The organism is Anaerozeibacter quisquiliarum (genome assembly GCF_051162045.1).
Taxonomy (GTDB): domain Bacteria; phylum Bacillota; class Clostridia; order Christensenellales; family Aristaeellaceae; genus Anaerozeibacter; species Anaerozeibacter quisquiliarum.
This window is the reverse complement of sequence record NZ_JBISDI010000056.1, coordinates 1-16,435: the sequence shown is the minus strand read 5'-3', so window position 1 is coordinate 16,435 and position 16,435 is coordinate 1. Positions and strand designations below refer to the sequence as shown.

Sequence of the window (16,435 nt, the reverse complement as noted above, 5' to 3'; positions counted from 1 at the left end):
GTCAAGGTGCTCGGGTAAGGGAATGTGAAGGCGCCGCACGCAAAAGCGTGCGGCGCTTTTGCGTAAGGAGCGGGATGCGGCAGCGCATCCGCCCCGCACCGTGTTAAATATTCGATTCCATGCGCGAATCAACAAAAAGATAACATGCCAATGTTTTTCGGCTATTGATTTTCCATCCATACTTTTGATATAATCCGTATGTTGCGCTACTGTGCGCACCCGCGCGGATGCCGGTTCGCGCAAGTCGTCCGGCGATCGATCACCGTCGGAAGGCGCAGGGATGAAGCGGGAGATTGCGAGCCCACTCGGTAACTTCCGTGGACCAGTCCGCCAATCGGGCGACGGGGCTCATGCCGCGTCGTGCATGCCTTGGAGGATCAAGGCATGCGAAAAAAATACAGGACACGCCCGGCAGCGTGTGCATGAGTTCTTAACAAGGAGGAAGGTTTCATGGCTAACCAGAAGATCCGCATCAAGCTGAAGGCGTACGAGCACGGCGTCATCGACCAGAGCGCCGCGCGCATCGTGGAGACCGCCAAGCGCACCGGCTCGCGCGTTTCGGGCCCGATCCCGCTCCCGACAGAGAAGGAAGTCGTCACCATCCTGCGCTCGCCCCACAAGCACAAGGACTCGCGCGAGCAGTTCGAGATGCGTACCCACAAGCGCCTGATCGACATCCTGAACCCCAACCCCAAGACGGTGGACGCGCTGACGAAGCTTGACCTGCCGGCGGGTGTCGAGATCGAGATTAAGGTTTAACATGGAGGTGCACATAGATGAAAAAGGCAATTCTCGGTAAGAAGATTGGCATGACCCAGATCTTCCTTAAGGATGGTCGTCTGGTGCCAGTCACCGTCGTGGAAGCCGGTCCCTGCCCTGTGACCCAGGTCAAGACGGCGAAAACCGACGGCTACGAAGCGGTTCAAGTCGGTTTCGGTGAGCTCGCTGAGACGCGCGCGAAGAAACTGAAGAACAAACCCGAGCTCGGCCACTTTGCGAAGGCGGGCGTCGCCGCCACCCGGTTCCTGCGCGAGCTGCGCCTTGACGACATCGCCCCCTACAAGGTGGGCGACGCGATCAAGTGCGATGTGTTCGCCGAGGGCGACCGCGTGGACGTGAGCGGCATCAGCAAGGGCCACGGATTCACCGGCGTCATCCAGCGCTGGAATCAGCACACCGGCCCGATGAAGCACGGCTCCAAGTACCACCGGGGCGTGGGTTCGATGGGCGCCAACTCGAGCCCCTCGCGCGTGTTCAAGAACAAACACATGCCCGGCCAGTACGGCGCCGAGCGCGTGACGGTGCAAAATCTCGAGGTCATTCGGGTAGAGGCCGAGCGCAACCTGCTCATGATTAAGGGCGCGATCCCCGGCGCGAACGGCACGCTGGTGGTCGTGAAGAGCTCGGTCAAGGCCTAAAAACGTCGGAAGGAGTGTACGAAAATGCCTAAAGTAGCAATGCTGAATATGCAAGGCGCTCAGGTCGGCGAGATCGAGCTTTCCGACAACACGTTCGGCGCTGAAATTCACGAAGCGGCGATGCACCTGGTCGTGCGCCAGCAGCTCAACGCCAAGCGCCAGGGCACCCAGTCGGCCAAGACCCGCACCGAAGTGCGCGGCGGCGGCCGGAAGATCTACCGTCAGAAGGGCACCGGCAACGCGCGCCATCACTCGCGCCGCGCCCCCCAGTTTACCCACGGCGGCGTGGTCTTCGCGCCCAAGCCCCGCGATTACGGCTTCTCGATCCCGCGCAAGGTGCGCCGGCTCGCGATGAAGAGCGCTCTGACCAGCAAGGTCGTGGACGGCGATTTGATCGTACTGGATAAGCTGGAGCTCAGCGAGTCCAAAACCAAGCTCGTCGCCAAGATGCTCAAGGATCTGGGCGCGACCCGCAAGGCGCTGCTCGTGATCCCGGGCAAGGACGAGTCGATCACCCGCGCCGCGCGCAACATCGAGGGTCTGAAGACCGCCTACGTCAACACGCTCAACGTGCTGGACATACTGGGCCATGACAAGTTCATCGTCACCCAGGACGCCGTGAGACTGGTCGAGGAGGTATACGAATAATGAAGAGCCCCTATGACATCATCCTCCGCCCGGTGCTCACCGAAAAGAGCTACGACGCCATGAACGAGAAGAAGTACACCTTCGAAGTGGCGACGAACGCGGGCAAGACGGAAATCAAGTACGCGGTGGAGGCCATCTTCGGCGTGAACGTCGAATCGGTCAACACCATGCGCATCCAGGGTAAGATCAAGCGCCAGGGCCGCACTCAGGGCCGCCGGCCGGAGCGTAAGAAAGCCATTGTCAAGCTGACCGAAGCCAGCAAGGGCATCGAGTTCTTCGAAGGCATGGCGCAATAAGGAGGGGGAACGCAAGTATGGCCATTCGAGTGTACAAGCCGACCTCGCCCGCGCGGCGTTTCATGTCGGTGCTGTCGTTCAGCGAGTTGACCAAGAAGCGGCCCGAGAAGGCGCTGACCACGGATCTGCGCCACAGGGCCGGCCGCAACAACCAGGGCAAGATCACCGTGCGCCACCAGGGCGGCGGCGCCCGCCGGAAGTACCGCATCATCGATTTCAAGCGCGCCAAGGACGGCATCCCCGCCAAGGTCGCCGCGATCGAGTACGACCCGAACCGCACCTGCTTCATCGCGCTTTTGCACTACGCCGACGGCGAGAAGCGCTACATCCTGGCCCCGCTGGGCCTCAAGGAAGGGGACACCGTGATGAGCGGCCCGACGGCCGACATCATGCCCGGCAACTGCCTGCCGATCGCGGACATTCCGCTGGGCACCCTGATCCACAACGTCGAGATCAAGGCCGGCCACGGCGGCCAGCTGGTGCGCTCGGCCGGTACGGCGGCGCAGCTGGTGGCGAAGGAGGGCAACATGGCCCAAATCCGCCTGCCCTCGGGCGAGGTGCGCAAGGTGTCGATGAGCGCCCGCGCGACCATCGGCCAGGTGGGCAACACCGACCACATGAACGTGCGCATCGGCAAGGCCGGACGTCAGCGGCATCTGGGCGTTCGCCCGAGCGTGCGCGGCGTGGTCATGAACCCCTGCGACCACCCGCACGGCGGCGGCGAAGGCCGCTCGCCGGTCGGCATGCCCGCGCCCATGAGCCCGTGGGGCAAGAAGACCCAGGGCGTCAAGACGCGCAAGCACCGCAAGTATTCCGACAAACTGATCGTCAAGAGAGCCGGCAAGAAGTAATTTCGCCGATGGAAGGAGGCTTCATTCATGAGCAGATCGATTAAGAAGGGCCCGTTCATCCAGCCCGTGCTGCTGTCGCGCGTGCAGGTCATGAACAAAAGCGGCGAAAAGAAGGTCATCAAGACTTGGTCGCGCGCATCCACCATCTTCCCGGATTTCGTGGGCCACACGGTGGCCGTTCACGACGGTCGCAAGCACGTCCCGGTATACGTGACCGAGGACATGGTCGGGCACAAGTTCGGCGAGTTCGCCCCCACCCGTACCTTCCGGGGACACGCCGGGGAAAAAGCGTCCGCCCGCAAGTAGGGGAAAGGAGTGAAACCAAATGGCAACCCGAGTCAGAGAAAAGGCCGCCGCGCGCAAGGCGAACGCCGATAAGCGCCCCCGCGCCGTTGCCAAGTATATCCGCATCTCCTCGCGCAAGGTGCAGGTCGTGATCGACCTGATTCGCGGCAAGAAGGTGGACCAGGCGCTCGCGATCCTGATGTACACGCCCAAATCCGCGTCGCCCGTCGTCGAGAAGTTGCTCAATTCGGCCATCGCGAACGCCGAAAACAACCTGGGGCTCGACCGCGAGAACCTGTACGTCGCCGAGGTGTACGCCAATCAGGGCCCGACGCTCAAGCGCTACTGGGCGCGTTCCCACGGCAGGGCCGACACCATCCTCAAGCGCACCAGCAACATCACTGTGGTGCTCGACCAGGCGAAGTAAGGAGGAAGCGTAAATGGGCCAGAAGGTAAATCCCCACGGCGCGCGCGTCGGTGTCATCCTTGACTGGAGCACCAAATGGTACGCCGGAAAGAAGGATTTTTCCAATAACCTCGTCGAGGATTACAACCTGCGCAAGATGCTCAAGGAGAAGCTCAATCAGGCGGGCATCTCCCACATCGACATCGAGCGCGCCGCCGGCAAGGTCACGGTCAGCGTGTTTACCGCCAAGCCCGGCATCGTGATCGGCAAGGGCGGCGCGGGCGCCGAGACGCTCAAGAAGCAGATCGAGGCCTTCACCGGCAAGAGCGTCAGCCTCAACATCCTCGAGATCAAGAACCCCGAGACCAACGCGCAGTTGGTCGCCGAGAACATCGCCCAGCAGCTCGAGAAGCGCATTTCGTTCCGCCGCGCGATGAAGCAGAGCCTGGGCCGCGCCATGAAGGCCGGCGCGAAGGGCATCAAGACCAGCGTATCGGGGCGCCTCGGCGGCGCGGACATCGCGCGCACCGAGGGCTACCACGAGGGTTCGATCCCGCTGCAGACGCTGCGCGCCAACATCGACTACGGATTCGCCGAGGCCAAGACCACTTATGGCCGCATCGGCGTAAAGGTTTGGATCTACAAGGGCCAGGTGCTGCCCAAGGCCAAGAAGGCCCCCGCCGCGCCCGCCCGCAGAACGGAAGGGGGAAAATAGTCATGCTGATGCCGAAGAGAGTAAAGCGCCGCAAGGTGATGCGCGGGCGCATGAAGGGCAAGGCGCTGCGCGGCAATTTCCTCGCCTACGGCGAACTCGGCCTTGTCGCCACCACGCCCGGCTGGGTGACCAGCCAGCAGATCGAGGCGGCGCGCCAGGCGCTCACCCGCCACACCAAGCGCGGCGGCCAGGTCTGGATCAAGATCTTCCCCGACAAGCCGGTGACGGCCAAGCCCGCCGAGACCCGAATGGGTTCGGGCAAGGGCTCGCCCGAGTACTGGGTGGCTGTGGTGAAGCCGGGCCGCGTGCTGTTTGAGATCGCCGGCATTCCGGAAGAGACCGCTCGCGAAGCGCTTCGACTGGCCTCGCACAAGCTGCCGATCAAGACGAAGCTCATCAAGCGCGAAGCCGCCGAGGGGGGTGCCGACGAGTGAAGAACAAGGAGTTCAAAGAGCTGATGGAGAAGACGACGGCCGAGCTCGACAAGACGCTTCAGGATAAGAAGGCCGAGCTGTTCAACCTTCGGTTTCAGTTGGCGACCGGCCAGTTGGAGAACACCATGGCGATTTCCGCTTGCAGGCGCGACATCGCCCGCGTCAAGACCATCATCCGCCGGCGCGAACTAGAGGCGTGACATCACGCGAAAGGAGGCGTACTGAACCATGGCCGAAGTGAGAGGCATTCGCAAGACCAATACCGGCGTCGTGGTGTCCGACAAGATGGACAAGACGATCGTCGTTGAGATTCGCACCCGCGTCAAGGACCCGCTCTATGGCAAGATCATGAACCGTACCGAGAAGCTGAAGGCGCATGACGAGAACAACGAGTGCGGCATTGGCGATACCGTTCGCGTGATGGAAACCCGTCCGCTGTCCAAGGATAAGCGCTGGCGCCTGGTGGAGATCGTCGAGAAGGCCAAGTAAGGGCGACCTGCGGCCGCCCGCCCCCGATCGATCTTGCCAGATTGCTACAAGGAGGAAGGAACGAAATGATTCAGCCGCAAACCCGGTTAAAGGTTGCCGATAATTCCGGCGCGAAGGAAATCATGTGTTTCCGCGTGCTGGGCGGCTCTTTCCGCCGCACGGCCGGCGTGGGCGACGTGATCGTCGCCTCGGTCAAGACCGCGACGCCCGGCGGCACCGTCAAGAAGGGCGACGTAATCAAGGCCGTCATCGTGCGCACGCGCAAGCAGTATCGCCGCCCCGACGGCAGCTATATCCGCTTTGACGACAACGCCGCCGTCATCATCAACGACCAGAAGCAGCCCCGCGGAACCCGCATCTTCGGGCCTGTCGCACGCGAGCTCCGCGAGAAGGATTATATGAAGATCGTCTCGCTGGCGCCCGAAGTGCTGTAATGGAGGTGTACGCAAGTGAAGCCTAAACTCAACGTCAAGACGGGCGACACCGTCGTGGTCATCTCCGGCGCCAACAAGGGCAAGTCGGGCAAGATCAAGAAGGCCTTCCCCAGCGAGGGCAAGGTGATCGTCGAAGGCGTGGCGATGGTCAAGCGCCATCAGAAGCCGCGCGGCCAGGGGATGCAGGGCGGCATCATCGAGAAGGAAGCGCCGATCCAGGTATCCAACGTGATGCTGCTGTGCCCCAGCTGCAAGAAGCCCACGCGCGTCGGACATAAGTTCGTCGAGGTGGGCGGCAAGCAAAAAAAGGTGCGCGTCTGCAAGAAGGCAAACTGCGGCGCGGCCATCGACAACTAACGGAGAAGGAGGACATGACCCATGGCACGGCTCAAGGATAAATATGTTAAAGAAGTCATTCCTGCTCTCCAGCAGAAGTTTGGCTACAAGAACGTGATGGAAGTCCCGCGGCTTGAGAAGGTCATCATCAACATGGGCCTGGGCGATTGCAAGGACAACGCCAAGGCGCTCGAGGTGGCCGTGGCGGAGCTGTCGACGATCAGCGGTCAGAAGCCGCTTGTGACCAAGGCCAAGAAGTCGATCGCAAACTTCAAGCTGCGCGCCGGCATGAACGTGGGCGCGAAGGTCACCCTGCGCGGTGAGCGCATGTACGAGTTCAGCGACAAACTGGTCTCGATCGTGCTGCCGCGCGTGCGCGACTTCCGCGGCGTATCGAACAAGGCGTTCGACGGGCGCGGCAACTACGCGCTGGGCGTACGTGAGCAGTTGATCTTCCCCGAGATCGAGTATGACAAGGTTGACAAGATCCGCGGCATGGAGATGATCTTCATCACGACCGCCAAGACCGACGAGGAAGCCAGGGAACTGCTCAGCCTGCTGGGCATGCCGTTTGCGCAGGCGTAATGAAGGAGGATATCAAGCGTGGCTAAGACAAGCATGAAGGTAAGGCAGTCGAGAACGCCCAAGTTCTCCACCCGCGCCTACACCCGCTGCCGCATCTGCGGCCGTCCGCACGCGGTGCTGCGCAAGTACGGCGTGTGCCGCATTTGCTTTCGCGAGCTGGCGTACAAAGGTCAAATTCCCGGCATGAGGAAGGCCAGCTGGTAAGCGGGCATAACGGAAGGAGGTACCACAATGATCATGAACGATCCCATCGCGGATATGCTGACCCGAATCCGAAATGCCCTGGTGGCCCGGCATGAGACCGTAAGCATGCCTGCTTCCAACACGAAGAAGGCGATCGCCAAGATCCTGCTCGATGAGGGGTATATCAAATCGTTTGACTGTCTGGAAGACGGCGTGCAGGGTCAGATCAAGGTTGGTCTGCGCTACACGCAGGGCAAGCAGTCGGTCGTCCGGGGACTCAAGCGCATCTCCAAGCCCGGCTTGCGCGTCTACGCGAAGAGCGACGAGCTGCCCACAGTGCTGAACGGCCTGGGCGTCGCGATCATTTCGACGTCGCAGGGCGTCATGACCGACAAGGCGGCTCGCAAGGCCGGCGTCGGCGGCGAAGTGCTGGCGTACATCTGGTAACGAAGGTTGCCGCAAGTCTAATTGGAGGTGCAGACAAATGTCTCGAATCGGAAAGCTTCCGATTAACGTGCCCGCCGGGGTGAGCGTGACGATCGATCAGGACAACCTGGTCACCGTCAAGGGCCCCAAGGGGACGCTGAGTCAGAAGGTCCATAAGGATATCGCCGTCGGGCAGGACGGCGCGGTGCTTACCGTGTCCCGCCCGTCCGACAGCAAGCCGCACCGCGCGATGCACGGGCTGTACCGCGCGTTGATTAACAACATGGTGCTAGGCGTCACCACGGGCTTTCAGAAGGTATTGCTGATGGAAGGCGTCGGCTACCGCGCGACCGTCGATGGCAAGAAGCTGACCCTGGCGGTGGGCTACAGCCATCCGGTCGTGTTCGAAGCGCCCGAGAACGTCAAGTTCGAAGTGCCCGCGCCCACCCGGATCGTGGTGCAGGGCATCGACAAGCAGGTGGTCGGCGCGATCGCGGCCGATATCCGCGACGTGCGCCGCCCGGAGCCGTACCTCGGCAAGGGCATCCGCTACGATGGCGAGATCATCCGCCGCAAGGAAGGCAAGTCGGGCAAGAAGTAAGGAGAGGGGGAACCGCACATGTTCAAGAAACGGGATCGCAACGAAGTCCGCGTGATTCGCCACGAGCGCGTCCGCAAGAAGATCAGCGGCACGCCCGCTCGTCCGCGGCTGTGTGTCTATCGGAGCCTCGGCCACATCTACGCGCAGATCGTCGACGATGTCGCGGGCAACACCCTGGTCGCCTGCTCGACCGTCGAAAAGGACATCGCCGCCCAGATTGGCAAGCTGGATAAAAAGGGCGCGAGCAAGCTGGTGGGCAAGGCGCTCGCCGAGCGCGCGCAGGCCAAGGGCATCGTGGACGTGGTCTTCGACCGCGGTGGATACATCTACACCGGTCGCGTGGCCGAGTTGGCAGCCGGCGCTCGTGAGGGCGGACTGAACTTCTAAGGGAGGAGAATCATCGCAATGCAGCGCAGAGAAAGAGAACAAGAGAGCGAATTCAACGAGAAGCTCGTATACGTCAACCGCGTTGCCAAGGTCGTCAAGGGCGGCAAGAACTTCCGGTTCACCGCGCTGATGGTCGTGGGCGACGGCGCCGGCCGGATTAGCTGCGGCATGGGCAAGGCGGCCGAGATTCCCGAGGCGATTCGCAAGGGCGTCGAAGACGCGAAAAAGCAGATGGTGCGCATCTCGATCAGGGAGACCAGCATCCCGCACGAAGCTATCGGCGTGTTCGGCACCGGCAAGGTGCTGCTCATGCCCGCCCCGGAGGGCACCGGCGTGATCGCGGGCGGTCCCGTGCGCGCGGTCATCGAGGCGGTCGGCATCAAGGACATCCGCACCAAGTCGATCGGCTCGAGCAACCCCGTCAACGTGGTCAAGGCCACGATCGAAGGCCTCAAGCAGCTGCGCACCTTGGAAGAGGTGGCCAAGCTTCGCGGCAAGACCGTCGAAGAGCTGATGGGCTAAGGAGGGCGCGAACATGAAGCTGAAAATCACCCAGACAAAGTCCACCATCGCCTGCCTGCGCAAGCAGATCGCTACGATCGAGGCGCTGGGCCTGAAGAGGATCGGTCACTCGGTCGTCCAAGAGGACAACGCGGCCGTCCGCGGCATGATCTTCAGGGTCAGGCACATGGTGAAGGTCGAGGAAATTAACGACTAAGGAGGTCGATGGTTATGAAATTGCACGAACTCCAGCCTGCGTTCGGTTCGACCACGGCGCCCAAGCGATTGGGCCGCGGCGTCGGTTCGGGTCTGGGCAAGACCTCCGGCAAGGGCCACAAGGGCGCGAAGGCCCGCTCCGGCGGCGGCAAGCGCCCGGGCTTCGAGGGCGGCCAGATGCCGCTGACGCGCCGCTTGCCCAAGCGCGGCTTCTACAATCCCTTCCGCACCGAGTACGTGGCGATCAACGTCGACCGGCTCGAGGCGTTTGAGGACGGCATGACGATCACCCCGGTCGAGCTGATCCAGTACGGCATCATCAAGAAGATCGAGGATGGCGTCAAGATCATGGGCGGCGGCGAGCTGACCCGAAAACTCACGGTTCAGGCCAACAAGTTTACGGCCACCGCGAAGGAGAAGATTGAAGCGGCGGGCGGGAAAGCCGAGGTGATCTGACGTGTGGACGACGCTGAAAAACGCGTGGAAGATCGCGGAACTGCGCAAGAAGATCCTGTACACCATCGGTATGCTGCTGGTGTATCGTCTGCTGAGCTTCGTGCCTACGCCGGGCATCAACCTGGCGCGCGTGCAGCAGGCCATTCAGGGCATACCGCTGCTTGACTTCATCAACGCCATGACCGGTTCCAACATGGCGGAGTTCAACATCATGGCCATGGGCATCACGCCCTACATCAACTCGTCGATCATCATGCAGCTCTTAACCGTCGCGATTCCGCGGCTCGAGGAAATGCAGAAGGAAGGCGAGGAAGGCCAGAAGAAGATCGCGCAGTACACCCGCTACGTCACCGTGGGCCTGGGCTTTGTCCAGGCGGTCGCGCTGTCGATGGGCCTGGGCGCTTCTTCCCAGGGCGGCCTCTTGTCCTACATGACGATCGGCTTCTGCCTGGCGGCCGGCACGGCGCTGGCCATGTGGATCGGCGAACGCATCACCGAGAACGGCCTGGGCAACGGCATTTCTCTCTTGATCTTCGCGGGCATCGTGTCCAACATCGCGCAAGCGGTGGCGAGCGCCGTACGCACCATGTTCACCCCCGGCGGGTTTACGGTCGGCATGGTGCTGACCTCTCTGGGCGTGGTCGTGCTGGGGCTGGTGCTGATCGTCGCGGTCGTGTTCATTGAGAAGGGCGAACGCCGCATCCCGGTGCAGTACGCCAAGCGCATGGTGGGCCGCAAGATGTACGGCGGCCAGTCGACGCACATCCCGCTGCGCATCAACGCCAGCGGCGTGCTGCCGCTGATCTTCGCCTCGGCGATCATGCAGTTCCCTGCGACGATCCTGGCGTTCTTCCCGAACAGCTCGGCGCAGCAGTGGTGGGCCGCCCACGTGAGCTACACCGGCATCTGGTACCAGTTGATCTTCGCGCTGCTAATCATCGGGTTTACGTTCTTCTACTCGTCGATCACCTTTAACCCGATGGACATCGCCAAGAACGTGCAGAACAACGGCGGCATGATCCCCGGCATCCGCCAGGGCCGTCCGACCGCCGACCACCTGAGCCGGATTTCCCGGCGCATCACGCTGTTCGGCGCGCTGTTCCTGGCGCTGCTGGCCACGATCCCGACGCTGATGAGCGGCCTGGCCGGGTTGCGCCTGCCGTTTGCGGCGTCCTCGCTGCTGATCGCGGTGAGCGTCGCCATGGAGACCACGCGCCAGCTCGAGAGCCAGATGCTCATGCGCCACTACAAGGGCTTCCTGAAATAGGATGGAGACGCGTATGAAGTTGGTATTGTTGGGCCCCCCGGGCGCGGGCAAAGGCACGGCGGCGGCCAAGTTGGCGCAGGAGCTTGCGCTTACGCATCTCTCGACCGGCGACATGCTCCGCCAGGCCATCCAGTCAGGAACGCAAGCCGGCCTCAAGGCCAAGGCATTTGTCGACGCGGGCGCGCTGGTTCCCGGCGCCCTCGTGATCGAGATGGTCGATGAACGGCTGAAGGCGGACGGAGGCATGGGCGGCTACATACTGGACGGGTTCCCCCGGACGGTATTGCAGGCCGAGGCGTTGGAAGCCATCGAAGCGCCGGACGCTGTGATCGACATCGCGGTCGACGACGCCTTCCTGGTGAAGCGCCTGACCGGGCGCCGGGTGTGCGCCCAGTGCAAGGGCACGTTCCACATCACCAGGCTTGCGAGTGAAACCCAATGTCCCGATTGCGGCGGCGCGCTCACGCACCGTTCCGACGACCAGGAAGATACCATCCGGCACCGGCTCGCCGTCTACCATGAGGAGACCGAGCCGCTGACCGATTACTATCGAGGCAAGGGCAAACTCAGAACCGTGGACGGCGCGGGTACGCCCGAAGCGGTGATCGAACTCATCCTCAAGGCGCTGGAGAAGCGGACATGATCGCGCTCAAGACGCCGGAGCAGCTTACCAAGATGCGCCGGGCGGGCCGGCTGCTCGAACAGATCCTGAAGGCGATTCGCGCCGAGATTGCGCCGGGCGTGACCACGAAGAAGCTCGACGAGATGGCCGAACGGATGATCCGGGACGCCGGCGCGATTCCTTCCTTCAAGGGCTACAACGGCTTTCCCGCCGCCATTTGCGCCTCGCCGGACGACCAGGTGGTGCACGGCTTCCCCACGGACGCGCCCCTTCGAGATGGGCAGATCCTGTCGGTGGATTGCGGGCTGATCCTTTCCGGATGGCAGGCCGACAGCGCGTTCACCGCGCCGGTGGGCGCGATCGGCGCAGATGCCGAGAAACTGATCCGGGTGACCGAGGAGTGCTTCTTTCTGGCGGCCGCGCAGGCCGTGGAGGGCAACCGGCTGGGCGACATCGCGCACGCCGTGCAGCAGCACGCCGAGGCCCATGGATACGGCGTGATCCGCGATCTGTGCGGGCACGGCATCGGACAGAAGATGCACGAGGATCCGAGCGTACCCAACTTCGGCAGCCCCGGTCGGGGCGTGCGCCTGAAGGCGGGTATGACGCTGGCCATCGAACCCATGGTGGCCATGGGAGGTTGGTCGGTGTACGTCAAAGACGACGGGTGGACGGTGGTCACGCACGATCATAGTTTGTGCAGCCACTACGAGCACACCGTCGCCATCACGGGTGGCGAACCTGAAATTCTGACGCTTTCAGGGCGCGGGGAGGCCGGGCGATGACAAAAATCGGGGTCGAGCCAGGCCGTATCGTGCGCTCGCGGGCCGGACGGGACCGCGGCCGGCGGTTTGTGGTGATCGCGATGGACGGAGAATTCGCGACGCTTGCCGACGGTCAACTGCGCAAGATCGATCGTCCGAAGAAGAAGAAGCTCAAGCATCTTGAAGCTACGAAGGACCGGATGGAACGCATGCCGGATGGCCGCGCGCCCGAGGATCACGAGATACGCTCGGCGCTCAAGGCCACGGAGCCTGAAGAGGAGGGGTGAGGGTTTGTCCAAGTCGGATGTCATTGAAGTCGAAGGCGTTGTCACCGAATCGTATCCCAACGCCATGTTTGAAGTACAGCTGTCCAACGGACACAAGGTGCTGGCGCATGTGTCGGGCAAGATGCGCATGCACTACATTCGGATCTATCCCGGCGACAAGGTCACCATCGAGCTGTCGCCCTACGACCTGACAAGGGGTCGCATCACCTGGCGCAGCAAGAGCTGAGTGTTATCAACAGGAGGCGAGCAAGATGAAAGTGAGACCGTCCGTCAAGCCGATCTGCGAAAAGTGCAAGATCATCCGGCGTAAGGGCCGCGTGATGGTGATTTGCGAGAATCCCAAGCACAAGCAGAAGCAGGGCTAGGACCAATTCAACCAGCCCTACTCGGGGCGTCAAGAATTTGGAGGTGCTTATCTAGATGGCACGTATCTCTGGTGTCGATCTTCCCAGGGAGAAGCGCATTGAGACCGCTTTGACCTATATCTACGGCATCGGCCGAAACATCGCCGCCGACATCATCGAGGCGACCGGCATCAACCCCGACACCCGCGTCAAGGATCTGAGCGAGTCGGATGTCGGCAAGCTGCGCGACTACATCGACCACAACGTGAAGGTGGAGGGCGACCTGCGCCGCGAAGTATCGATGAACATCAAGCGCCTGATGGAGATCGGCTGCTACCGCGGCCTCAGGCACCGCAGGGGTCTGCCGGTGCGCGGCCAGAACACCAAACAGAACGCGCGCACCCGCAAGGGCCCGAAGAAGCAGGTCGCGGGCAAGAAGAAGGCCAAGTAATTGAGGGATCGCCATTGACTCTGCTGGATGGCGCAGCGCGCCGGAGGGTGAGTCGCAGGGGAACCGGCATGGGCTTATAGGTTCATGCCCTAAGATGAGGAGGAAATCACCATGGCTAAGCCGAAGCTGAAAAAAACGACGCGCAAGCGCCGTGAGAAGAAGCTCGTCGAGCGCGGAGCCGCTCACATCCGCTCTTCGTTCAACAATACGATCGTCACGATCACGGACACGGCAGGCAACGCGCTGAGCTGGGCCTCCGCGGGCGGCCTGGGCTTCCGCGGCAGCAAGAAGTCGACGCCGTTCGCCGCGCAGACGGCCGCCGAGACCGCCGCACGGGCCGCGATGGAATACGGCCTGAAGTCGGTTGAGGTGTTTGTCAAGGGGCCGGGCTCCGGGCGCGAAGCCGCCATCCGCTCGCTGCAGGCGGCGGGTCTGGAGGTCAACATGATCAAGGACGTGACGCCCATTCCGCACAACGGATGCCGTCCGCCCAAGCGTAGAAGAGTGTAATGGAGGTACTGATTCATGGCTAGATATACCGGTTCCGTTTGCCGTCTGTGCCGTCGAGAGGGCACCAAGCTCTTCCTCAAGGGCGACCGCTGCTACGGCCCCAAGTGCGCCGTGGGCAACCGGCCCACCCCGCCGGGCGAGCACGGCCAGGCCCGTCAGAGGAAGCAGAGCGAATACGGCATGCAGCTTCGTGAAAAGCAAAAGGTCCGCCGTACCTACGGCGTGATGGAGACCCAGTTCCACCGTTACTTCCTGAAGGCCGAGACGCAGAGCGGCATCACGGGCGAGAACCTGTTGAAGCTCCTCGAGCGCCGGCTGGACAATGTGGTATACCGCCTGGGCTTTGGCGTCAGCCGTCCCCAGGCCCGCCAGCTTGTTCGCCACGGCCACATCAATGTCAACGGCAAGAAGGTTTCCATTCCTTCTTATCTGATCGACGTAAACGACGTCATCACCGTGCGCGCCAGGAGCGCCGAGACGGAGAAATTCAAGGCGCTTCGCGAGGGCACGGGCCGCGTGATCCCCAAGTGGCTTACGCTTGATGCCGCCGAACTCAAGGCGACCGTCAGCGCTCTGCCGCAGCGCGACGATATCGATTTGACGATCCAGGAGCACCTGATTGTCGAGCGTTACTCCCGCTAAACCATGCATTCCGTGACTTGTAGGGATGCAACCGGGACTCCGCGCGAAAGAGGAGGGATAGCTACATGATCGAAATCGAAAAACCCAGAATCGAACGGGTGGAGATTGGCGAGAACAACCGCTACGGCAAGTTTGTGGTCGAGCCGCTGGAACGCGGCTTCGGCCAGACGCTGGGCAACGCGCTCAGGCGCGTACTGCTCAACTCGCTGCCGGGCGTGGCGGTGACCAGCGTGCGCATCGAGGGCGTCCAGCATGAGTTTTCTACGGTGTCGGGCGTCAAGGAAGATGTGGCTGAGATCATCCTGAACCTGAAAAACCTGTCGGCCAAGCTGTTCAGCGATCAGCAAAAGCTGCTCACGGTGGACGCGCACGGGCCATGCGAGGTCAAGGCCTCGGACATCGTGTGCGACGAAGAGGTGGAGATTGTCAACCCCGACCTGCACATTGCGACGCTGACCGAGGGGGCGCGCCTGCAGATGCAGATTACGCTCGATAAAGGCCGCGGCTATGTGTCGGCCGAGCGCAACAAGCAGTTGGCGAGCGAGCGCAACAAGGGCGCGGGCCTGGCGATCGGGGTCATTCCGATGGACTCGATCTATACGCCCATCCGCAAGGTGAGCTACTCGGTCGAGGACACGCGCCGCGGTCAGATCACCGACTACGACAAGCTCACGATCGAGGTCTGGACCAACGGCAGCATCTTGCCCAAGGAGGCGCTGGCCTCGGCGGCTCAAATCCTGACTAACAACATGCGCCTGTTCATCGACCTGACGGTCAACGTGGTGCGCGTGGACTTCAACGAGCCCGAGGACAACTCGAAGGAAAAGGTGCTTGAGATGACCATCGAGGAGCTCGACCTGAGCGTCAGAGCGTTCAACTGTCTCAAGCGCGCCGGCATCAACACGGTGGCCGAGCTCGTACAGCGCAACCAGGAGGACATGATGAAGGTCCGCAACCTCGGCAAGAAATCGCTCGAGGAAGTGGAGCAGAAGCTGCAGGCGCTGGGCTTGGCGCTCAAGGCGAGCGACGAGTAACCCCCCCACTCCCGCGTTCGAGCGGGCGTGGTTGCCATTCATGATAAGGAGGACGAACTACCATGGCCAATCGCAAGTTGGGTAGGCCGGCCGACCAGCGCAAGGCGCTTTTGCGCAATCAGGTGACGGGCCTGATCTGGAACGGCCGCATCGAGACGACGCTTGCGCGCGCGAAAGAGGTCAGCGCCGTCGCCGAGAAGCTGATCACGCTGGCCGCCCGCGAGTGTGACAATACGGTGACCGTCACCAAGAATACCAACAACGAGAAGGGGCAGATCGTGGTGCTCGAGGTGGCCAATGACCAGCCCACCAAGCTGGCCGCGCGCCGCCGCATGATGAGCTACCTGTACGAGGTTCCCGCCGCGCGCGAGCAGGACGAGACCCGCAAGGAGTATATGGCCCGCACGCGCCAGGTCAAGCACCCGGTGGTCGAGAAGCTGATGCGCGAGCTGGGCCCCAAGTACAAGGCCCGCGCAGCCGAAAAGGGCACCGGCGGCGGCTACACCCGCATCGTCAAGAAGGGCCCCCGCCGCGGCGACGGCGCCGAAATGGTGATCCTGGAGCTGGTTTGATCGGCTTTTAAGAGCACACCGACGTACCCTATACAGCAGCCGGGCTGCCGCGCAAGCGGCAGCCCGGCTGTCTTTGCCATACCAATCTCAACCATGCCCGTATCCATCAGGCGGCCTGTGAGCCCGCCGGCGCACTCCTGCAAATACGCGGCAAAAGGCCGGTGTTTCATGGCAAATTCGCAGGGATACAAAAAAGCCCGCCGCAACCGGCGAGTTTCTTTGCACCAACTAATGCCGGTATTGATGTCTAGAGGGACATTGGTTGATATAAATAC

32 protein-coding genes are annotated in these 16,435 nt (G+C 62.3%); all 32 read left to right on the top strand.

Translation table 11 applies throughout. The annotated features are described in order from the left end of the window. Nucleotides 1-450 precede the first annotated feature (450 nt). A complete protein-coding gene (gene rpsJ, locus ACH6CV_RS17270) occupies nucleotides 451-759 on the top strand; it encodes a 30S ribosomal protein S10 (protein ID WP_456359462.1) in 309 nt (102 codons plus the stop codon). A 17-nt stretch (nucleotides 760-776) separates the two neighbouring features. Next, nucleotides 777-1,418 (top strand): 50S ribosomal protein L3, encoded by a 642-nt coding sequence (gene rplC / locus ACH6CV_RS17265; protein WP_456359461.1) that lies wholly within the window; start codon nucleotides 777-779, stop codon nucleotides 1,416-1,418. Between the two features lie 24 nt (nucleotides 1,419-1,442). Next, nucleotides 1,443-2,066, top strand: a complete 624-nt coding sequence (gene rplD / locus ACH6CV_RS17260) for a 50S ribosomal protein L4 (protein WP_456359460.1) — start codon at nucleotides 1,443-1,445, stop codon at nucleotides 2,064-2,066. Further along, a complete protein-coding gene (gene rplW, locus ACH6CV_RS17255) occupies nucleotides 2,066-2,362 on the top strand; it encodes a 50S ribosomal protein L23 (RefSeq protein WP_456359459.1) in 297 nt (98 codons plus the stop codon). Before rplD ends, rplW begins: the two co-directional genes overlap by 1 nt. A gap of 17 nt (nucleotides 2,363-2,379) precedes the next feature. Then, complete coding sequence (gene rplB, locus ACH6CV_RS17250) at nucleotides 2,380-3,213, top strand: 50S ribosomal protein L2 (protein ID WP_456359458.1); 834 nt, start codon at nucleotides 2,380-2,382, stop codon at nucleotides 3,211-3,213. A gap of 27 nt (nucleotides 3,214-3,240) precedes the next feature. Then, on the top strand, nucleotides 3,241-3,519 hold the full coding sequence (rpsS, locus tag ACH6CV_RS17245) for a 30S ribosomal protein S19 (RefSeq protein ID WP_456359457.1): 279 nt from the start codon (nucleotides 3,241-3,243) through the stop codon (nucleotides 3,517-3,519). 19 nt (nucleotides 3,520-3,538) lie between these two features. Beyond that, nucleotides 3,539-3,925: a 50S ribosomal protein L22 gene (rplV, locus tag ACH6CV_RS17240; RefSeq protein WP_456359456.1), complete on the top strand. Its 387-nt coding sequence runs from the start codon at nucleotides 3,539-3,541 to the stop codon at nucleotides 3,923-3,925. Nucleotides 3,926-3,938: 13 nt separating this feature from the next. Continuing rightward, the gene (rpsC, locus tag ACH6CV_RS17235) at nucleotides 3,939-4,619 is read left to right on the top strand and encodes a 30S ribosomal protein S3 (protein ID WP_456359455.1); all 681 of its coding nucleotides are present in this window, start codon (nucleotides 3,939-3,941) and stop codon (nucleotides 4,617-4,619) included. 2 nt (nucleotides 4,620-4,621) lie between these two features. After that, nucleotides 4,622-5,053 (top strand): 50S ribosomal protein L16, encoded by a 432-nt coding sequence (gene rplP / locus ACH6CV_RS17230; RefSeq protein ID WP_456359454.1) that lies wholly within the window; start codon nucleotides 4,622-4,624, stop codon nucleotides 5,051-5,053. A gap of 23 nt (nucleotides 5,054-5,076) precedes the next feature. Further along, a complete protein-coding gene (gene rpmC / locus ACH6CV_RS17225; protein ID WP_456359463.1) occupies nucleotides 5,077-5,253 on the top strand; it encodes a 50S ribosomal protein L29 in 177 nt (58 codons plus the stop codon). Nucleotides 5,254-5,281: 28 nt separating this feature from the next. After that, complete coding sequence (gene rpsQ / locus ACH6CV_RS17220; RefSeq protein WP_456359453.1) at nucleotides 5,282-5,542, top strand: 30S ribosomal protein S17; 261 nt, start codon at nucleotides 5,282-5,284, stop codon at nucleotides 5,540-5,542. Between the two features lie 65 nt (nucleotides 5,543-5,607). Beyond that, the gene (rplN, locus tag ACH6CV_RS17215) at nucleotides 5,608-5,976 is read left to right on the top strand and encodes a 50S ribosomal protein L14 (protein ID WP_456359452.1); all 369 of its coding nucleotides are present in this window, start codon (nucleotides 5,608-5,610) and stop codon (nucleotides 5,974-5,976) included. Between the two features lie 15 nt (nucleotides 5,977-5,991). Next, entirely contained in the window at nucleotides 5,992-6,333 is a 342-nt protein-coding gene (gene rplX, locus ACH6CV_RS17210; protein WP_456359451.1) for a 50S ribosomal protein L24, read from the top strand. 21 nt (nucleotides 6,334-6,354) lie between these two features. After that, entirely contained in the window at nucleotides 6,355-6,897 is a 543-nt protein-coding gene (gene rplE / locus ACH6CV_RS17205; protein ID WP_456359450.1) for a 50S ribosomal protein L5, read from the top strand. A gap of 18 nt (nucleotides 6,898-6,915) precedes the next feature. Beyond that, nucleotides 6,916-7,101, top strand: a complete 186-nt coding sequence (locus ACH6CV_RS17200) for a type Z 30S ribosomal protein S14 (RefSeq protein WP_456359449.1) — start codon at nucleotides 6,916-6,918, stop codon at nucleotides 7,099-7,101. Nucleotides 7,102-7,128: 27 nt separating this feature from the next. Continuing rightward, nucleotides 7,129-7,527, top strand: a complete 399-nt coding sequence (gene rpsH, locus ACH6CV_RS17195; protein ID WP_456359448.1) for a 30S ribosomal protein S8 — start codon at nucleotides 7,129-7,131, stop codon at nucleotides 7,525-7,527. A 37-nt stretch (nucleotides 7,528-7,564) separates the two neighbouring features. Continuing rightward, nucleotides 7,565-8,107, top strand: a complete 543-nt coding sequence (gene rplF, locus ACH6CV_RS17190) for a 50S ribosomal protein L6 (protein WP_456359447.1) — start codon at nucleotides 7,565-7,567, stop codon at nucleotides 8,105-8,107. Between the two features lie 18 nt (nucleotides 8,108-8,125). Beyond that, nucleotides 8,126-8,494, top strand: coding sequence for a 50S ribosomal protein L18 (gene rplR, locus ACH6CV_RS17185; protein ID WP_456359446.1), 369 nt, complete (start codon nucleotides 8,126-8,128; stop codon nucleotides 8,492-8,494). Between the two features lie 18 nt (nucleotides 8,495-8,512). Further along, entirely contained in the window at nucleotides 8,513-9,016 is a 504-nt protein-coding gene (gene rpsE, locus ACH6CV_RS17180; protein ID WP_456359445.1) for a 30S ribosomal protein S5, read from the top strand. A gap of 13 nt (nucleotides 9,017-9,029) precedes the next feature. Beyond that, nucleotides 9,030-9,212, top strand: coding sequence for a 50S ribosomal protein L30 (gene rpmD / locus ACH6CV_RS17175; protein WP_456359444.1), 183 nt, complete (start codon nucleotides 9,030-9,032; stop codon nucleotides 9,210-9,212). Between the two features lie 14 nt (nucleotides 9,213-9,226). Further along, nucleotides 9,227-9,667 (top strand): 50S ribosomal protein L15, encoded by a 441-nt coding sequence (gene rplO / locus ACH6CV_RS17170; protein ID WP_456359443.1) that lies wholly within the window; start codon nucleotides 9,227-9,229, stop codon nucleotides 9,665-9,667. Nucleotide 9,668: 1 nt separating this feature from the next. Continuing rightward, complete coding sequence (secY, locus tag ACH6CV_RS17165; protein ID WP_456359442.1) at nucleotides 9,669-10,934, top strand: preprotein translocase subunit SecY; 1,266 nt, start codon at nucleotides 9,669-9,671, stop codon at nucleotides 10,932-10,934. Between the two features lie 13 nt (nucleotides 10,935-10,947). Beyond that, entirely contained in the window at nucleotides 10,948-11,577 is a 630-nt protein-coding gene (locus tag ACH6CV_RS17160; protein WP_456359441.1) for an adenylate kinase, read from the top strand. Further along, complete coding sequence (gene map / locus ACH6CV_RS17155) at nucleotides 11,574-12,341, top strand: type I methionyl aminopeptidase (RefSeq protein ID WP_456359440.1); 768 nt, start codon at nucleotides 11,574-11,576, stop codon at nucleotides 12,339-12,341. Before ACH6CV_RS17160 ends, map begins: the two co-directional genes overlap by 4 nt. Then, entirely contained in the window at nucleotides 12,338-12,607 is a 270-nt protein-coding gene (locus ACH6CV_RS17150; RefSeq protein ID WP_456359439.1) for an RNA-binding protein, read from the top strand. Before map ends, ACH6CV_RS17150 begins: the two co-directional genes overlap by 4 nt. Nucleotides 12,608-12,611: 4 nt before the next feature. Beyond that, nucleotides 12,612-12,833, top strand: coding sequence for a translation initiation factor IF-1 (gene infA, locus ACH6CV_RS17145; RefSeq protein ID WP_456359438.1), 222 nt, complete (start codon nucleotides 12,612-12,614; stop codon nucleotides 12,831-12,833). Between the two features lie 25 nt (nucleotides 12,834-12,858). Beyond that, entirely contained in the window at nucleotides 12,859-12,972 is a 114-nt protein-coding gene (gene rpmJ, locus ACH6CV_RS17140) for a 50S ribosomal protein L36 (RefSeq protein WP_003448032.1), read from the top strand. Between the two features lie 55 nt (nucleotides 12,973-13,027). Further along, nucleotides 13,028-13,402, top strand: a complete 375-nt coding sequence (gene rpsM, locus ACH6CV_RS17135) for a 30S ribosomal protein S13 (protein WP_456359437.1) — start codon at nucleotides 13,028-13,030, stop codon at nucleotides 13,400-13,402. A gap of 111 nt (nucleotides 13,403-13,513) precedes the next feature. Then, a complete protein-coding gene (rpsK, locus tag ACH6CV_RS17130) occupies nucleotides 13,514-13,912 on the top strand; it encodes a 30S ribosomal protein S11 (protein WP_456359436.1) in 399 nt (132 codons plus the stop codon). 15 nt (nucleotides 13,913-13,927) lie between these two features. After that, a complete protein-coding gene (rpsD, locus tag ACH6CV_RS17125; RefSeq protein ID WP_456359435.1) occupies nucleotides 13,928-14,554 on the top strand; it encodes a 30S ribosomal protein S4 in 627 nt (208 codons plus the stop codon). A gap of 65 nt (nucleotides 14,555-14,619) precedes the next feature. Next, nucleotides 14,620-15,588 carry a DNA-directed RNA polymerase subunit alpha gene (locus ACH6CV_RS17120; RefSeq protein ID WP_456359434.1) on the top strand — a complete coding sequence of 323 codons (969 nt, stop codon included), beginning with the start codon at nucleotides 14,620-14,622 and terminating at the stop codon, nucleotides 15,586-15,588. Between the two features lie 62 nt (nucleotides 15,589-15,650). Continuing rightward, complete coding sequence (gene rplQ, locus ACH6CV_RS17115; protein WP_456359433.1) at nucleotides 15,651-16,160, top strand: 50S ribosomal protein L17; 510 nt, start codon at nucleotides 15,651-15,653, stop codon at nucleotides 16,158-16,160. The last annotated feature ends 275 nt before the right edge of the window (nucleotides 16,161-16,435 follow it).

Coding starts and splice junctions, on each gene's coding strand:
- rplD (WP_456359460.1), top strand. CDS start 1,443: ATGCCTAAAGTAGCAATGCTGAATATGCAAGGCGCTCAGGTCGGCGAG.
- rpsD (WP_456359435.1), top strand. CDS start 13,928: ATGGCTAGATATACCGGTTCCGTTTGCCGTCTGTGCCGTCGAGAGGGC.
- rplQ (WP_456359433.1), top strand. CDS start 15,651: ATGGCCAATCGCAAGTTGGGTAGGCCGGCCGACCAGCGCAAGGCGCTT.
- rpsC (WP_456359455.1), top strand. CDS start 3,939: ATGGGCCAGAAGGTAAATCCCCACGGCGCGCGCGTCGGTGTCATCCTT.
- ACH6CV_RS17150 (WP_456359439.1), top strand. CDS start 12,338: ATGACAAAAATCGGGGTCGAGCCAGGCCGTATCGTGCGCTCGCGGGCC.
- rpsS (WP_456359457.1), top strand. CDS start 3,241: ATGAGCAGATCGATTAAGAAGGGCCCGTTCATCCAGCCCGTGCTGCTG.
- rpmD (WP_456359444.1), top strand. CDS start 9,030: ATGAAGCTGAAAATCACCCAGACAAAGTCCACCATCGCCTGCCTGCGC.
- map (WP_456359440.1), top strand. CDS start 11,574: ATGATCGCGCTCAAGACGCCGGAGCAGCTTACCAAGATGCGCCGGGCG.
- rpsQ (WP_456359453.1), top strand. CDS start 5,282: ATGGCCGAAGTGAGAGGCATTCGCAAGACCAATACCGGCGTCGTGGTG.
- rpmJ (WP_003448032.1), top strand. CDS start 12,859: ATGAAAGTGAGACCGTCCGTCAAGCCGATCTGCGAAAAGTGCAAGATC.
- rplB (WP_456359458.1), top strand. CDS start 2,380: ATGGCCATTCGAGTGTACAAGCCGACCTCGCCCGCGCGGCGTTTCATG.
- rplE (WP_456359450.1), top strand. CDS start 6,355: ATGGCACGGCTCAAGGATAAATATGTTAAAGAAGTCATTCCTGCTCTC.
- rplR (WP_456359446.1), top strand. CDS start 8,126: ATGTTCAAGAAACGGGATCGCAACGAAGTCCGCGTGATTCGCCACGAG.
- ACH6CV_RS17120 (WP_456359434.1), top strand. CDS start 14,620: ATGATCGAAATCGAAAAACCCAGAATCGAACGGGTGGAGATTGGCGAG.
- rpsH (WP_456359448.1), top strand. CDS start 7,129: ATGATCATGAACGATCCCATCGCGGATATGCTGACCCGAATCCGAAAT.
- rplW (WP_456359459.1), top strand. CDS start 2,066: ATGAAGAGCCCCTATGACATCATCCTCCGCCCGGTGCTCACCGAAAAG.
- rplV (WP_456359456.1), top strand. CDS start 3,539: ATGGCAACCCGAGTCAGAGAAAAGGCCGCCGCGCGCAAGGCGAACGCC.
- rplF (WP_456359447.1), top strand. CDS start 7,565: ATGTCTCGAATCGGAAAGCTTCCGATTAACGTGCCCGCCGGGGTGAGC.
- rplP (WP_456359454.1), top strand. CDS start 4,622: ATGCTGATGCCGAAGAGAGTAAAGCGCCGCAAGGTGATGCGCGGGCGC.
- rpsK (WP_456359436.1), top strand. CDS start 13,514: ATGGCTAAGCCGAAGCTGAAAAAAACGACGCGCAAGCGCCGTGAGAAG.
- rpsJ (WP_456359462.1), top strand. CDS start 451: ATGGCTAACCAGAAGATCCGCATCAAGCTGAAGGCGTACGAGCACGGC.
- rplO (WP_456359443.1), top strand. CDS start 9,227: ATGAAATTGCACGAACTCCAGCCTGCGTTCGGTTCGACCACGGCGCCC.
- rpmC (WP_456359463.1), top strand. CDS start 5,077: ATGGAGAAGACGACGGCCGAGCTCGACAAGACGCTTCAGGATAAGAAG.
- rplN (WP_456359452.1), top strand. CDS start 5,608: ATGATTCAGCCGCAAACCCGGTTAAAGGTTGCCGATAATTCCGGCGCG.
- rpsE (WP_456359445.1), top strand. CDS start 8,513: ATGCAGCGCAGAGAAAGAGAACAAGAGAGCGAATTCAACGAGAAGCTC.
- ACH6CV_RS17160 (WP_456359441.1), top strand. CDS start 10,948: ATGAAGTTGGTATTGTTGGGCCCCCCGGGCGCGGGCAAAGGCACGGCG.
- rplC (WP_456359461.1), top strand. CDS start 777: ATGAAAAAGGCAATTCTCGGTAAGAAGATTGGCATGACCCAGATCTTC.
- rpsM (WP_456359437.1), top strand. CDS start 13,028: ATGGCACGTATCTCTGGTGTCGATCTTCCCAGGGAGAAGCGCATTGAG.